Consider the following 15,192-nt stretch of genomic DNA (forward strand, 5'->3'; position numbering starts at 1 on the left):
ATGCTGGCCGACCCGGCTGGCCGCTTTCGCAGAGCTTCTGGGAGAACTCTGAGAGATCCACCGGTCGGACCGGCCCCGGCGGCGGGCCTCTCAGAAAACTTCCGGATCGCCGGCCGGGTCGTGCGACCTGGTCGCCCTCCGCCGGATCGGGCGGACTAGCCTCGCCGGTATGTCCGACTCCCGCCTGCTGCGCATCGGCACCCGGAACTCCCCGATGGCCCTGGCCCAGGCCGAACGGGTCCGCGCGATGCTGACCGCCCGGCACCCCGGGATCACCGTGGCGGTGCGGTCGATGTCGACCAGCGGCGACCGCTGGCTCGGCGACCTGGCCGCGCTGGGCGGCAAGGGAGCGTTCACCAAGGAGGTGGACGCCGCCCTGGTCGGCGGGGACGTGGACCTGGTGGTGCACTGCGTCAAGGACGTCCCCGGGGACCGGCCGGCCCCCGCCGGCACGGTGATGGCTGCCTATCTGGCCCGGGACGACGTCCGGGACTGCCTCGTGCACCCCGGCGGGCTGCGGATCGAGCAGCTGCCCGCCGGCACCCGGATCGGCACCTCCGCGGTCCGCCGGGTCGCGCAGCTGGGCCTGCACTGGCCGCACCTGGTGCCGGTGGCCATCCGGGGCAACGCGAACAGCCGGCTCGCCAAGCTCGACGCCGGCGACCGGTACGACGCCCTGCTGCTCGCGGTCTCCGGCCTGACCCGGATCGGGCAGGACGCCCGGATCACCCACCCGATCGACATCGACACGATGGTCCCGGCCGTCGGCTCCGGCACCCTGGTGCTGCAATGCCGGGAGGACGACGCGAGCACCCGTGAGCTGGCGGCCGGCCTCGGTGACCCGCGGGCCCGGCAGGAGACCGTCGCGGAACGGACGATGCTGCACATCCTGCAGGGCAACTGCCACTCCCCGATCGCGGCGCTGGCCCGCACGGAGCCTGACGGGCGCCTCGGCCTGCGGGCCCGGGTGCTCAGCCGGGACGGCAAGACCGTGCTGGACGTGCACGAATGGGCGACCGATCCGATCACCCTGGGGACCTCGGTGGCCGCGGCGCTGCTCCGGCAGGGCGCCCGCGACCTCCTCGAGTCGTCCGCCCCGGGACCGGCCTGATCGACCGTCGCCGCGCAACCGCGCCGACGACGGTGGCGGTCATCTGCCTCGACGGTGGTTGCCGGAGCGTGGTTCCCTGGTAGCGGAACGTCGTTGCGCGACGGAGGTGGCGGATGCCGGTGCGGGAACGTGGGACCCCGGTCGTCGTGGGGCTGCTCGTGCTGGCGGCGCTCATCCTCTCCCTGACCGTCACGCCGTTCGTGTCGGTGGTCGCGGGGATCTGGCTGCTGGTGTGGTGGTGCCGCCGCCAGGTGCGGCGTGCCGCCGGGCCGGACGGGGTCCGCACCGGCCTGGAGTACCACCTGAGCGCCGTCGGGATCCTCTACCTGGTGCCGATCGGTCTCGCCGCGACGTTCTACTGTCTCCTCGCGGCGTACCTGCGGCTGTTCGGTGACTCCATCGGCGCGGAGCGGCTCGGCACGATGCAGCGGACCTTCGAGGCGGTGTCCGGGTTTTTCGCCGACCGTGTCAAGCTCAGTGAGCTGGCCGTCTTCTTCGTCCTGGCCGCCGTGTACCTGCTCACCTGCCTGCTGCTCGGCCGGCAGCCGAAGGAGCGGGGCGCCGGCCGCGGATGGCGGTGGCGGGTCGCCTCCGCGGCCCGGCGGAGCACCGCGTTCTACACCCGGTTCAGCGGGCCGGCCGCGGCCGGGCTCGCCACCCTGGCCGCGTTCACCATGTTCGGCATGCACCTCGGCGTGCCCTCCGAGGACCTGCGCCTGCGGCTGAAGGTCGCGCAGCGCGGCTACGCGGAGGTGACCCGGCAGATCGAGGCCGATCTCAACCGGCGGGTCGCCGACCAGCTCTGGGACAAGGTGTACGGGTCGCTGCCGCAGTCCTACCGGGACGCCCTGAGCCGGGAGGCCAGGATCGGCGACCTGCTGGACCAGGTCCGGGCAGCCGCCGAGCAGGCCCGCATCGCCCACGGGGTCAGCGTCACCGCCATCGACCGGATGGTCGCCGACGAGACGGCCCGGCGCAACCGGATCGTGGGCGCCCCGGCCGAGCTGCGACTGCCGGCGCAGGGCCGCACGGAGCTGCCCAGGACGGTCACCCCGGAGCAGGTCGCGACCGCCCGCGCCGCCGTCGGCGCATCCCCGCAGCCCGGCATCGACCTGGTCGTCGACGGCCGCCGGACCGTCACCCTGCAGCTGGAGAAGGTGGTCAGCGAGCGGATCGTGGCGCTGCTCAAGCCGTTGACCGAGGCGATGCCGATCCTCGATCCGCTGGTCCAGGCGTTCACCGAGGTCGCCGACACGGCCCTGCAGGAACGGCTGGGTGCGGCGTACGACCGGCTGGTGAACGCCGCCCTGGCCGGACGCGGCCCGGGCCGGCCCGGTCGGAGTGGGCCCGGTCAGCCGGACGTGGCCGAGGAGGCCCGGGTCATCGTCGAGCAGACCGACGTGACCCGGGCGGTCGAGCGAGCCGTGCCGGACGCCGAACGGGTCGCCACGACCCGCAGGATGCTGATGGCGTCGCTGTCGGCCGGCAGCACCACGATCGACCGTACGGTGGCCGAGACGCTGGCCCGCCGCACGCCGCCACGACCCCGCCCCGGCAAGCCCGGCGACCTGAAGCTGCCGCTCAAGCCGTTGCCGCCGCTGGACCTGCCCAGGCTGGACCTGCCCCGGCTGAACCTGCCGGCACCGCCACCGCGGATCTACGACTACGGCGCGCCGGGATACCGCCCGGGACCCGGCTACCGCCCGCCACCGCGCTACCTGCCGCCGCCCCGTCCCCCGGCCCGCCCGCCGGTCCGGATCATCCCGTTCTTCTGACCACGGCCCGGCCGCCGGGTCGCGCGAGCCACCCGCGACAGGGCATAGTGGCCCGCGGCGTCATCGACCGGTGTCGCTCGCCGTGCAGAAGGTGGTTCGACGTGACGAGCTCACGGGTCCGGCTGCTCCGGGCCGCGGCGCCGGTGGCGCTGGCCGGGGCGATGCTCGCGGGGCACGCGGCGCCCGCGGCGGCGGCCCCTCCGGCCATCCGCATCCTGAGCGTGTCGCCGGAGAGCGTGCCGTCCGGCGGGACGGTGCGCGTGCGGTTCCAGGCCACGAACAACAACCAGCGGACCGAGAAGGTCTTCGTGGCCGTCTCCGGCGGCCTGCGCTGCACCACCGGATGTGCCGCGGCCCCGGACCTCGGACCCCGGCAGAGCCGGACCTTCGAGGCCACGGTGGTCGCCCCGAAGGTCGGCCCCGGCGAGGAGAGCGGCCGCAACCTCGCGGTGAGCGTACGGATCGGCGCGCAGACCGCCTTCGACCACCAGCTGATCATCGTGCGGGGCGGGAACAAGCCGTCGTCCTCGGCGGTGAGCCGGGTCTCCGGCCGGGTCCGCGACGCCGGTGGCAAGGCGATCAGGGACGCGAGCCTGACGGTCCGGGACAGCGCCGGGCACGAGTACCGGACGACCAGCGACGGGAAGGGCCGGTTCTCGATCCGGGCCAGCGACAGCACGCCGATCGCCGTCGGCCCCGTCACGGTCGTCGCGGGCAAGGACGGCTACCGCACCGCTCGCGCGACCGTGCCGGGCACCGCCCGCGGCGCGACCGTACGGCTGATCCTGACCGCCCTGCCCACCCCCACCAGGACGTCGCCGTCGCCCACCACCCCGGCGACCACGCCCGCAGCAGCCGAGGAGCCCGCGCCGAAGGCCGGCCTGGCCGGGGTGGTGCCGTCGGCCGGCGCCCGGACCGCCGGCGACAACGGCAGTGGTTCGCTGATGTTCACCCTGCTGGGCGGGCTCCTGGTGGCCGCGGGCCTGGGCACGCTCGTGCTGATGGTGGTCCGCAGGAGGAAGCACCCCGCTGAACCGCACCTGGAGGTGGGCGGCGGCCTGGCCGACGCGCCGACTGCGGTGCTGCGCACCGTACCGCCGAACAAACCCTACGGCGGACGGGCGCGCTAGCGGTTCAGGAGAGCCGGGTCGACACCGGCGTGCCCAGCTCCACGGTGCGGCTGACGGTGCAGAGCCGGTCGTGCGACTGCTGGATCAGGCGCGGCACGATCTTCCGCGCCTGGTCCCCGTCCGCCCCCGGCGGGAACTCGACGTCGAACTCGACCTCCAGGTTCTCCATCCGGTTGGCGCCGCCCTCGTCGCGGACCTTGTCGCCGCGCACCCGGACCACGAACCGGGCCGGTTCCGCCCGGCGGCTCGCGACGAGGTCCACGTCGATCGCGGTGCACCCGCCCAGCGCCGCGAGCAGCAACTCCACCGGGGTGAACCGGTCGTCGTCCCCCGTGCCCAGTTCGATGATCCCGCCCCGCACGTTGCGCACGTCGTACGCGCCGGTCCCGGTCCGCTCGATCTCCACCGATCGCAGGCTTTCAGCTGTCATGCCGGGCGACGTTACCCGCCGTGGCTCTCCGCGGGGGTGTCGTTGTCGCGGCGCTGCGTCATGTGGTCCTGTTCGAGGTCGAGGCCGTCCTGGACGCTCAGCAGCACCTCGTCGTCGATCTCAGCCTGGTCGCGCATCCGGACGACGGTGTCGTGGCGGTGGTCGATCACCGCCAGGTGCAGGTCGGCGTACTGCTGCTCGTACCGGGCCGCTTCCTGGTCCGGGCCGGAGCCGGCGTCGCGCAGCACCCGGAGCCGGCGATCGTAGTCCGCCCGCAGCTGCTGGGTGATCTCGTCACTCGTGCCCCGGTCGGCGGCCAGCTCCGGCAGCGCGGCGAGAGCCTGTTCCAGCGACGTGATCTCCGCCGCCCGGCGTTCCCGCTCGGCCTCCCCGTCCGCGCCCAGCCCGGCCCAGCGCATCACCCGGGGCATCAGCGGCGCCTGGACCAGCAGAGTCACCGCGATCACCACCGCCGTGACGAAGATGATGAGGTCCCGGTCCGGGAACTCCTCGCCGGACGGCAGGGTGTGCGGCACGGCCAGTGCCGCTGCCATCGACACCGCGCCGCGGAAACCGGCCGCGGACATCAACGCCCGGGGCCGCCCGCTGAGGCGTCGTTCGCGCTGCTGCGGCCGGCGGTCGATCGCCCGGATCAGGTACGGGCTGGTGAACAGCCAGCCGAAGCGCACCGCGACGATGACCGCGCAGACCACCACCGCCACCAGCAGCCCGTGGGTCAGCCCGGTGCTGTCCAGCCCGCGTACGGCCGACTGCGCCTCCAGGCCGACCAGGACGAACAGCGCCGAGTTGGCCAGCTGGGTCAGGAAGTTCATGGTCGTCTGGACGTACCGGCGGGCGTGGCCGGGGAACAGCCGCGGCGAGACCCGGCCCACCCAGAGCCCGCTGACCACCGCCGCCAGGACGCCGGACACCTCGGCCGCCTCGGCCAGCAGGTAGGCCGTGAGCGGGGTGAGCAGGGCGAGCAGGTTGTGCTGGAACGGTTCGGTCAGCCGCCGGCGGATCTGCAGGATGCCGAAGGTGACCAGCAGGCCCGCCGCGATGCCGCCGAGGTACGACATCGTGAACAGCCCGGCGACCCGTCCCGGGCTCAGGTGCTCCTCGCCCAGCGTGACCCCGACCGCCAGCGTGTAGATCACCAGCGCCGTGCCGTCGTTGACCAGGCTCTCCGCCTTGAGAGTGGTCGCGATCCGGCGGGGCAGCATCCGGCCCAGCACGCCGACCGCGGTGGCGTCGGTCGGCGCCACGGCGGCGCCCAGCACCCACGCCGGTCCCCAGGCGACGCCGAGCGCGTGCACGGCCGCGGCCACACCGGCCGCGGTCGCGACCACGAGAATGGTGCTCAGCAGCACGATGACCCGCAGGTTGCTGCGGATCTCGCGCAGCGAGGACATGAACGCCTCCCAGTAGAGCAGCACCGGGAGGAACAGCAGCAGCACCGCCTCGGGCGGCAGGTGCACCTCGCGCAGCGCGGGCACGAATCCGAGGAGGACGCCGGTGATCAGAAGCAGCACCGGCGGCGCGATCCCGAGGCGGCGGGACAGGCCGGCCCCCACCAGGATCGCGACGCCGACCGCGACCACCAATTCGAGACTGGACATGTGAACTCCGTCCTCCGGAACCTCGCCGCAGCGATCATTCCGCACTTCGGAGGCACACGCTCGTCACCGGTCCAGGATCAGCTCCGGGTTCTGCGGCGGCGCACCGTCAGCACCACCGCCGCGGCGATCGCCAGGGCGGCCAGGACGCCGGGCAGGACCGGCCACCACCGCCACGAGGACGCGGTGCCGGCCGGCCCGCCGGGTTTCGCCGCGGCGACCGGCGCGACCTGCGCCGGGGCCGTCTGGGCGGCCCGGGCCCGCACCTCGACGGTCGCCTTGCCGGCGTGCGGCTTCGGCGCGGTGACCGTCACCCGCCATTTGCCCGGGGTCAGGACCGGGCCGCTGGAGTAGAAGCCCTGCCCCTCGCCGGCCGGTTCGAGCTGCACCGGCCCGACGGTCCGCCCACCGGCGGCGGTGGCGGTCAGGACCAGCCGGACCACTGTGTCCAGCCGGTGCCCGTCGCCGTGGCGGGCCTGCACGGTGACGCCGGTGGCGCCGTCGCCGGCGACCTCCAGCTTGAGCTTTCCGGTGTGCCCCCACGCCGGGCCGGCCGCCGGCAGGAGCGCCAGCAGCAGACCGGCGAGGACGGCGGCCGCTCCCCGGGTACGACGCCTCACCCCCGTCACAGCGGGCGGTCCGGGGAGATGCGGGTGGGGTCCGCGGCGAGCCGGCCGGCCCGGTCGAGCGGCTTGCCGTCGTTCGCCCGTACTCCGGCCTTGCTGGCGACGCCGCCGAGCCGCTCGGTCATCGCGTCGGCGTCGCGGAGCAGGGTATCCCGCACGTCGGTGTCGGTGACCAGCGTGGCGTCGCTGACCAGCGTCTTGAAGGTGGCCAGTTGCCGCACGGCCCGCTCGTCCTCGCCGGCCGCCTCCGCGGCCCGGACGGTGTCCAGCCGGGTGGAGAGCTGCCGGTGGGCCTTGGTGGAGAGCCGCCCCGTCGCCTTGAACCGGTCCAGCAGGTTCTGCATGTCCCGGAACGAGGTGGTGACGAAGAACCGGACCGTCGTCGCGGTGCTGTTGCCGGCCTTGTCGGTCGCGGTCACGGTCAGCTCGTGCAGGCCGAGCGGCAGCTCGTACAGCGCCTGCAGGGAGCCGCTGGTGTACGCCCGCCCGTCGAGGGTGCCGGTGGTGGTCCCGATGCCGGAGGTCGGGTCGACCGCCTGCCACGAGGTGCGGATGTCCTGGCTGTCGCCGTACAGCTGGCCGTTGGCCAGCCCGGAGACGAGCAGGGTCGGCTTGGTGCCGTCGATCCGGACGACCCCCGACTTGAGCGTCTCGGCGTTGCCGGCCTTGTCCCTGGCCCGGTAGAGCAGCTCGTGCTCGCCGTCCCCGGTCACGTCCACCGGCGCGGTGTACGGCGTCCAGGCACCCCCGTCCAGCGACCACTCCAGGAGCGCCACCCCGGATCCGGCGTCGGCCGACTTCAGCACCACCGGGACGGCGCCGTTGTGCCAGCCGTTGTCGTTGGCCGGCGCGAACTGGGCCGAGGTGACCGGGGCCGTACTGTCGATCTTGACGGTGACCGACTTCGCCGGTTCCACGTTGCCGGCCGCGTCGGTCGAGCGGAACCGCACCTCGTGGGGGCCGTCACCACTGACCGGCACCCCGGCGGTGTACGCGGTCCAGGTGCTGGCGTCGTCGAGCTGGTAATCGGTGCCCGCCACCCCGCTGCCACCGGTCTCGTCGGCCGCGGTCAGGGTGACCGTGACGGCGCCGGTGTACCAGCCCTCGACCGGCGTTCCGGACACCTTGGCGGCGGTCGCCGGGGCGGTGGTGTCGGCGTCCTCGGCGCTGATCCGGAAGTAGTCGAACGCGACGGTCTTCGAGGCGGTCTGGGCGGCGCCGAGGCTGTACAGCCCCACCTTCGGGGTGGCCCCGACGGCGGCGTTGGTCAGCGGTGCCAACGTCGTCCATTCCGTGCCGTCGGCCGAGTACGCGGCGGTGTAGGTGTTACCCACCTTGGCCAGCCGCAGATGCCACACCGCCGAGGTCAGACTGCCGGCCTGCGGTTGCGGGTCCTGCACCACGGCGCCGATCTCACTGCGGAACTCGATCCGCCGGCTGACCGGCTGGCCCGCGGCGTTGTCGGCGACGAAGTCGAGCTTGACGTAGTTGTCGTCGTCGCCGTACACGAGCAGCCCGGCCTGCTGGTACTGCTCGTCCAGCAGACTGCCGTCGACCTTGGTCTGCAGGGTCCAGTCGCCGGCCGGCGCGGTCTGCAGGACGAAGTTCGTCGGCCCGGTGTTGCCGCCGGTGTAGATGTCGCCGTCGGGCACGTCGATGCGCAGCGCCCCGTCGGTGACCCGGTAGGCCGCCGGGTCCTCCCGGACGATCGCGTTCCACCGGCACTTGTCCAGCTCCGCGCCGGTGAACTCGTCGGACGGGACGACCGGTCCGGCCGGGGCGTCCGGGGTGAACTGGAACCAGTCGAACGCCGCGTCCACCACCGGCGCGGTGGTGCCGCCGTTGAGGGCGAAGAGGCCGACGCGCGGGTTCTCGATGCCGGCCAGCGCGGCGGAGCGGCCGACCGGGGTGAAGGTCCGGCCGTCGGCGGAGGCCTCCGCGGTCAGGTTCGTCCCGTCGCTGGTCAGCCGCAGGTACACCACGTCACCGGCGGGCGCCGCGGTGCTGTCGCCGGTCTCGTTGCGCGGGCTCGCGGCGGTCTCCCGGATGAACTCCACCGTGCGGGCGCCGTTGTAGAGCAGGTCGAGTTTGGCGTAGTTGTCGTCGTCGCCGTACACGATCAGGCCGGCCTGCTGATAGGTCGCGGTGATCGGCACGGAGATCTTCGTGGTGGCCTGCCAGGCGCCGCTGGGCGCGGGCTGCAGGACGAGGTTGGTGGCGTCGTTGCGGGTGCCGTAGAGGTCACCCGAGGCGGTGGGCAGCTTCAGCGTGCCGTCGGCGACCGAGTAGAGCTGGTTCTCCCGGACCACGGTCCAGCGGTCACGCGCCAGCGCGCTGCCGAGGAAGTCGTCCGAGCGGGCCCCGAAGCAGGCGGTGCTGGGCACCTCGACCTTGACCGGCACGTTGGCGTACGACTTGGCGCCGCGGCTGTCGGTGACGGTCAGGGTGGCGGTGAAGGTGCCGGGCACCCGGTACGTGTGACCGGCGTCCAGGGTGGTCGCCGTACCGCCGTCGCCGAAGTCCCAGGCGTAGGTCAGCGGGGTGTCGCCCTCGGCGTCGGTGGCCGTACCGTCGAACGCGACGGTGACCGGCGCGGTGCCGGCGGCCGGAGTCGCGACCGCGCTGACCTTCGGAGGCGCGTTCTCGGTGACGCCGCGGCCGAGGAAGTCCAGCCAGTTCACGTTGAACAGCGATCCCGTCCCGGCGGCCGGGTCCCGGGCGACGAAGAACAGCGAGCCGGCGTTGGTGCCGGTGACCGGTGCGGTGACGTCGGCCCAGGTCTGCCAGCCGCCGGTGCCCGGCACGTCGACCGTGGCGACCAGCGGGCCGTCGACGGCGTCGGCGCGTACCTCGATCCGGCCGCCGGCCGCGGCGGACGCGACCCGGAAGCGGATCGACTCGATGCCGGTCAGGTCGGCCGGATCCAGCGACCACCAGTCGCCGTCCTCGATGAAGCCGATGTTCTGGCCGCCGCCGGCCGGGTCGCTGCCGGCCTCGCGGCCCACGCCGGGGTCGCCACCGCCGACGCCGCCGGGCACCCGGCCGGTGCCGGTGTAGTACTCGGCCTGCTTGCGCTTGGGCTGCAACCGCTCGATCGCCCGCCCGGTGAGCGGACCGGCACCGCCGGAGCCGCCCTCATCGGTGTAGGTGGCCTCGAAGACCGCGAAGACGTTGGCCTCCGCACCGTGGCCCGATGCGAGGGTGGTCTGCACGGTGCCGGTGCAGCCGGTGTGCTGCTCCAGCGGGTGGGCGTGCTCGTCGTGGCCGAGCAGCACCTGCAACCGCACCCGGTCGCAGTCGATCTCGCCGTCCTCCGGGTCGGTCACCTTGATCGTGTACCGGACCTGGTCACCCCAGTCGAAGAAGCCGCCGTCGGGCGGGAACTCGATGCTCACCGCCGGCGCGGTGTTGCCGGCCGTCACCGGTACGTTCGCCACCGCGCTGCGGCCCTTGGGGTTGGTGACGGTCAGCTGCGCGGTGTAGTCGCCCGCTGCGGCGTACGTGTGGGTGGGGTTGGCCTCGGTGGAGGTCTCGCCGTCGCCGAAGGTCCAGGCGTAGGTCAGCGCCCCGCCGTCGGGATCGCGCGATCCCGCGCTGGAGAACTTCACGGACAGCGGGGCCGGCCCGGAGGTCGGGGTGGCGGCGGCCGCGGCGATCGGCGCCCGGTCACCGGCGATGTAGTCGATCCGGTAGATCCCGGAGTCGTCGTTGTTGCCGCCGAAGCCGGTGCCCCACTCGATCATGTACATCGCGCCGTCCGGGCCGAACTCGAAGTCCATCGGCCGGATGAAGCTCATCCCGGACAGCAACTGGTTGATGTCGACCAGGGACCGGCCGTCGGCGGACACCTGCATGGTGTACATCTTCGACTGGTTCCACTCGCCCAGCAGCGCCTTGCCGTCGTAGTAGGCGGGCCACTTGCGGGCGGAGTTCAGATCCTTGTCGTAGCGGTAGACCGGGCCGCCCATCGGGGCACCGCCCCCGCCGATCTCGGGGAAGCGCGGGTTGCCGCCGTAGTCGTAGTCGACCGTGGCGCTGACGGCCGGCGGCAGCGTGGTGAGGCCGGTGTTGTTGGGCGAGTTGTTCACCGGCGCCGCGCAGTTGAACTTCGCCCCGCTCGGGCCGGAGGGGAACTGGTAGTCGTTGTACGCGTAGTTCGCGCCGATGCAGTACGGCCAGCCGAAGTTGCCGGGGGCGGCGACGATGTTCCACTCCACCGTCCCCTCCGGACCCCGGTCGGGATTGGTGGCACTCGCGTCAGGGCCGTAGTCGGCGACGTAGAGGGTGTTGGTGGCCGGGTCGACGCCGATCCGGAACGGATTGCGGAAGCCCATCGCGTAGATCTCCGGGCGGGTCTGCGCGGTGCCCGCCGGGAACAGGTTGCCGGCCGGGACCGTGTACGTCCCGTCGTCCTCCGGGTGGATCCGCAGCACCTTGCCGCGCAGGTCGTTGGTGTTGCCGGCGCTGCGCTGAGAGTCGTAGTCCTGCCGGCCGGCACGCTCGTCGATCGGGGTGAACGCGTCCGACTCGAACGGGTTGGTGTTGTCCCCGGTGGCCAGGTAGAGGTTGCCGGCGTTGTCGAAGGTCATGCTCCCACCGGCGTGGCAGCAGGTGTTGCGCTGGGTGGTGACCTGCAGGACGACCTTCTCGGTGGCCGGGTCGATGGTGTCGCCGGTGACGGTGAAGCGGGACAGCAGGTTACGAGCGACGCCGTCGTTGCGGGCGTAGTAGAGGTAGACCCAGCCGTTGGCCGCGAAGTCGGGGTCGAGCCGGATGCCGATCAGGCCGTCCTCGTTGCCGGTGAAGACGTCCAGGTCGACCGCGGTGACGGTGGTGCCGGTGGCGGGCTTGATGATCCGGACCCGGCCGTCCCGCTCGACGTAGAACACCCGGCCGTCGTCGGCGATGTCCAGTTCCATCGGATTGCTGGTGTTGCTGTCCAGGGTGACCTTCTCGAAGCTCGCGGTCAGCGAGGCGCCGCAGTCGGCGTCCAGCTGCCCGGCCGCGGTCCGGATGCCGCCCAGCAGGTGGGAGAGGAACGCCGGATCGGAGTACGACTCGATCGTGTGGCCGCCGCCGGTGTACCAGGCCCGTCCGCCGTCGTAGTCGCGGCACCACGCGGTCGGGTGGTCGGCGCCCATCGCGCCGGCCCCCGGCGTGTAGCTGGTCTCGTCCAGGCTGGCCAGCACGTGCACGTCACCGCGCGGGTTGGACCGGAAGTTGTACCACTCGTCGAACCGTGACCAGCGCTCCGGGAGCCCGGCCGTGGACGGGTGGGCGTGGTCCTCCACCTTCACGGTCGCCTGCTGGTTGGCCGGGTGGCTGGCGAAGTACGCGCCGACCAGCTTGCCGTACCAGGGCCAGCTGTACTCGGTGTCGGAGGCGGCGTGGATGCCGGCGTACCCGCCGCCGGCCTGGATGTAGCGCTCGAAGGCGGCCTGCTGGCCGGGGTCGAGGACGTCGCCGGTGGTGGAGAGCCAGACCACCGCGCGGTACTTGGCCAGGTTGGCGTCGGTGAAGGCGGCGCCGTCCTCGGTGGCGTCGACGGTGAAGCCGTTGTCGGCGCCGAGCTGCTTGATGGCGGCGATCCCGGCCGGGATGGCGTCGTGCCGGAAGGCGGCGGTCTTGGAGAAGACCAGCACGGAGTACGGCTCCGGGTCGGCCGCGGCGGCCTGCGCGGCCGTCGGCCCACTGAGGACGGTCAGCACCAGGGTCAAGGCGAGAGAAGCCGCAGTCAGCAATCGGCGCGGACGGAACACGGGCTCTCCTTGTCCTGGGTGGACAGCGGTGCTCGCCACAACCCACGTATCGAGATTTGTTGATTCCCTGTACAAATTAGGGCCCGGCTGCCGGATGTCCAGCAAGAGTTCAGCGTGTAACGGTTTGGTAACCGAGCGCGTCCGGAAGATCCAGTACGTCGTGGCGCGCCGACGGTCAGGCCGGAGGTGCTTCGTCGATCAGGGTGTGCAGCGACTGTCGCAGGTGTTTGAGATGGGGGTCGCTGAGGCGGTCGGCCCATTCGGCCTCGACCTCGGTGATGATGCGGGCCGCGTCGAGGCAGAACTGTTCGCCCCGGGGGGTGAGTCGGACCAGGGCGGCGCGGCCGTCCTGGGGGTCCGGCTGGACGTCGACGTACCCGCTGGTTTCGAGCTCGCGGATCAGGTTGCTCATGGACTGCCGGGTCATGCCTGCGCGCTGGGCGAGAATCACGGCGCGGGTGCCGCCGGCGTCGAGGTTGGCGAACACGGCGGTGTGCGGGCCGCGGATGGTCGGGTGCCCGAGCGCGACGAGGCGGGTGATCACCTGCTCGTTGACGGCGCGGACGGCGCGCAGCAGGAGGCGGCCGAGCTCGTCGCTGCCGGCGTCGGCGAGTTGTTGCAGCGGCGATTCGTCAACCACCGGCGACCCCCTTGACAAATTAGGCAGCTAACCTGACTATTTAAGCAGCTTAGTTGACTATATCAATTCGACCGGGAGGTACCTCATGTCCACCACCACCGCAGTTCCCGACGTCGGCACCGTCATGCCCGACCTCACCCTCGTCTCACCCGATGGCAACCGCACCAGCCTGCACAGCGTCCGCGGCGGCCGGTCCACAGTCGCGTATTTCCTGCGGGCTGCCGACTGCCCGATCTGTCTCCGGCACGCCCGGTCGCTGGCCGAGCTGGCCGAAGCCGGCAACCTCGGCGGCGCGTCGGTCATCCTGATCGCCCCTGGCGGTGCCCCCGAGGCCGCCGCCGTCGCGGCCAAGGTGCCCTCGGCCGCCGTCACCGCGTGGGCCTCCGGGAGCGGGCACGCCGCCGCCGGGCTGGGCACGTTCCTGGCCATCCAGCACAGCGGGACGTTCCTCCTCGCCGCCGACGGCACGATCCGGTACCGGCGCACGAGCGCGGTGCCGCAGATGAGCCTGAACCGCAAGGAGCTGCTCGAGGCGGTCACCCGATGAATGCCGAGGTTGTCGTTCTCGGCGGCGGACCGGCCGGGTACACCGCCGCCATCTACCTGGCCCGCGCCGATCTGCAACCGATCGTGGTCGAAGGGTCGGCGTCCGGGGGTGCCCTGATGACGACCAGCACGGTCGCGAACTATCCGGGCTTCGCCGACGGTGTCCTCGGGCCGGACCTGGTCGACGCCATGCGCCGTCAGGCGGCGAACTTCGGCGCGGTGTTCCTGGAGGAGGACGCCGTCGCGGTGAGCCTGACCGGCTCGGTGAAGACGATCACGACCGAGGACCGGGTCCTGCGCTCGCGGGCGGTGGTCCTGGCAACCGGGTCACGCTGGCGCCGGATGGGCGTGCCGGGGGAGGAAGATTTCGTCGGCCGCGGCGTGGGTAGCTGCGCGACCTGCGACGGCGCCTATTTCCGCGATCAGGACGTCGCCGTCGTCGGTGGCGGCGACAGTGCGGTCGAGGAAGCGACGTTCCTGACCCGCTTCGCCCGATCGGTGACCCTGGTGCATCGCCGGGACACCCTGCGCGCCGGCAGAGCCATGCAGAAACGAGCCGCCGCCGACGCCAAGGTCAGCGTCCTGTGGAACCACGAAACGGTCTCGGTCGACGGCGACGACACCGTCTCCGCCCTACGCGTCCGGCACACCGGCACCCACCGGGAACGAAGCCTGCCCGTCACCGGCGTCTTCGTCGCGATCGGGCACGACCCCGCCAGCGAGCTGTTCCGCGGGCAGGTGGACCTCGATCAGCACGGCTACGTCCGGACCACCGGCCGCTCCACCCGGACGAACCTGGACGGGGTCTTCGCCGCCGGCGACCTCGCCGACCCGACCTACCGCCAAGCCATCACCTCCGCCGGCACCGGCGCAGCGGCCGCCCTCGACGCCGAGCACTGGCTCACCATGGCGGACACCAGCAGCAAGGAGAACTGAAATGCCCTGACCCGTCACGACGAAGCGCGCTCGCGGATCAGTCGCCTGCGGTTTGCTCAACGGAGTTATCGGGGCGCTGCCACATTTCCTGATTGCCGCATTCGGCCGTGATCTCGGCCGTGGCCCGGGCCGCGGCGAGGAAATCGTCGAGCACGGGAGAATTCCGCGATTCCGCCACCGCGAGGCACACCTGGTCGGGCGCCAGATCCGGAACGGGAACGAAGCTGACTTCCGGATGTGCGTAGAAAACCGTCGTCGAACGGGCCAGGAACGAGATGCCTCGGCCGGCCGCGACATGCTCGAGCGTCTCGTCCACCCCGTGCACCAGGTAGCCGGCATTGGGGTGGGTGCGCCGGGTGGGCTGCGTGTTCGGGCCGCGGGCCAGAGCAGCGGCTCGCCGTCCAGGTCGGCCTCGGTGATCTGCTCCTTGCCGGCCGGCGTCGGTCAGCGCGACGCCGTGGCTGTCCCGGGTGAACAGCGCGGCGCCGAGATCGTGCTCCAGCGCGCGGATCTGCCGGCTCAGCACGGGCTGGGCGATGTGCAGCTCCTCGGCGGCCCGGCCGAAGTGCACTTGCCGGTGACGGCCACGAAGTAGCGCACCTTGCGCAGGTCCAGATCCATGG

The 15,192-nt window shown here is 72.4% G+C and carries 11 protein-coding genes; 5 read left to right on the top strand and 6 right to left on the bottom strand.

Features of this window, described 5'->3' with window-relative positions:
- Window positions 1-169: 169 nt before the first annotated feature.
- The 3 genes from hemC (at window position 170) to ACWEOZ_RS20830 (ending at window position 4,016) form a co-directional block, all read left to right on the top strand.
- Window positions 170-1,111: a hydroxymethylbilane synthase gene (gene hemC / locus ACWEOZ_RS20820; RefSeq protein ID WP_451912322.1), complete on the top strand. Its 942-nt coding sequence runs from the start codon at window positions 170-172 to the stop codon at window positions 1,109-1,111.
- A 119-nt stretch (window positions 1,112-1,230) separates the two neighbouring features.
- Window positions 1,231-2,886 (top strand): hypothetical protein, encoded by a 1,656-nt coding sequence (locus ACWEOZ_RS20825; RefSeq protein WP_451912323.1) that lies wholly within the window; start codon window positions 1,231-1,233, stop codon window positions 2,884-2,886.
- 101 nt (window positions 2,887-2,987) lie between these two features.
- Entirely contained in the window at window positions 2,988-4,016 is a 1,029-nt protein-coding gene (locus tag ACWEOZ_RS20830; protein ID WP_451912324.1) for a carboxypeptidase-like regulatory domain-containing protein, read from the top strand.
- Between the two features lie 4 nt (window positions 4,017-4,020).
- On the opposite strand, the gene ACWEOZ_RS20835 is transcribed toward ACWEOZ_RS20830, so the two are convergent.
- From ACWEOZ_RS20835 to ACWEOZ_RS20855, 5 genes are all read right to left on the bottom strand, one after another.
- Window positions 4,021-4,446 carry an OsmC family protein gene (locus tag ACWEOZ_RS20835; RefSeq protein WP_451912325.1) on the bottom strand — a complete coding sequence of 142 codons (426 nt, stop codon included), beginning with the start codon at window positions 4,444-4,446 and terminating at the stop codon, window positions 4,021-4,023.
- 11 nt (window positions 4,447-4,457) lie between these two features.
- On the bottom strand, window positions 4,458-6,065 hold the full coding sequence (locus tag ACWEOZ_RS20840; RefSeq protein ID WP_451912326.1) for a Na+/H+ antiporter: 1,608 nt from the start codon (window positions 6,063-6,065) through the stop codon (window positions 4,458-4,460).
- Window positions 6,066-6,142: 77 nt separating this feature from the next.
- Window positions 6,143-6,682, bottom strand: a complete 540-nt coding sequence (locus ACWEOZ_RS20845; protein WP_451912327.1) for a hypothetical protein — start codon at window positions 6,680-6,682, stop codon at window positions 6,143-6,145.
- A gap of 5 nt (window positions 6,683-6,687) precedes the next feature.
- Window positions 6,688-12,447 carry a ThuA domain-containing protein gene (locus tag ACWEOZ_RS20850; protein ID WP_451912328.1) on the bottom strand — a complete coding sequence of 1,920 codons (5,760 nt, stop codon included), beginning with the start codon at window positions 12,445-12,447 and terminating at the stop codon, window positions 6,688-6,690.
- A gap of 175 nt (window positions 12,448-12,622) precedes the next feature.
- On the bottom strand, window positions 12,623-13,087 hold the full coding sequence (locus ACWEOZ_RS20855) for a MarR family winged helix-turn-helix transcriptional regulator (protein ID WP_451912329.1): 465 nt from the start codon (window positions 13,085-13,087) through the stop codon (window positions 12,623-12,625).
- An 85-nt stretch (window positions 13,088-13,172) separates the two neighbouring features.
- Here ACWEOZ_RS20855 and ACWEOZ_RS20860 point away from each other — a divergent pair, with 85 nt between their 5' ends.
- Together ACWEOZ_RS20860 and trxB are read left to right on the top strand one after the other, a co-directional pair.
- Window positions 13,173-13,634 carry a redoxin family protein gene (locus ACWEOZ_RS20860; RefSeq protein WP_451912330.1) on the top strand — a complete coding sequence of 154 codons (462 nt, stop codon included), beginning with the start codon at window positions 13,173-13,175 and terminating at the stop codon, window positions 13,632-13,634.
- Window positions 13,631-14,569 (top strand): thioredoxin-disulfide reductase, encoded by a 939-nt coding sequence (gene trxB, locus ACWEOZ_RS20865; RefSeq protein ID WP_451912331.1) that lies wholly within the window; start codon window positions 13,631-13,633, stop codon window positions 14,567-14,569. Before ACWEOZ_RS20860 ends, trxB begins: the two co-directional genes overlap by 4 nt.
- A gap of 37 nt (window positions 14,570-14,606) precedes the next feature.
- Here trxB and ACWEOZ_RS20870 read toward each other — a convergent pair whose 3' ends face one another.
- Window positions 14,607-15,140 carry a LysR family transcriptional regulator gene (locus tag ACWEOZ_RS20870; protein WP_451912332.1) on the bottom strand — a complete coding sequence of 178 codons (534 nt, stop codon included), beginning with the start codon at window positions 15,138-15,140 and terminating at the stop codon, window positions 14,607-14,609.
- Window positions 15,141-15,192 lie beyond the last annotated feature (52 nt).

The organism is Actinoplanes sp. NPDC004185, assembly GCF_053603475.1.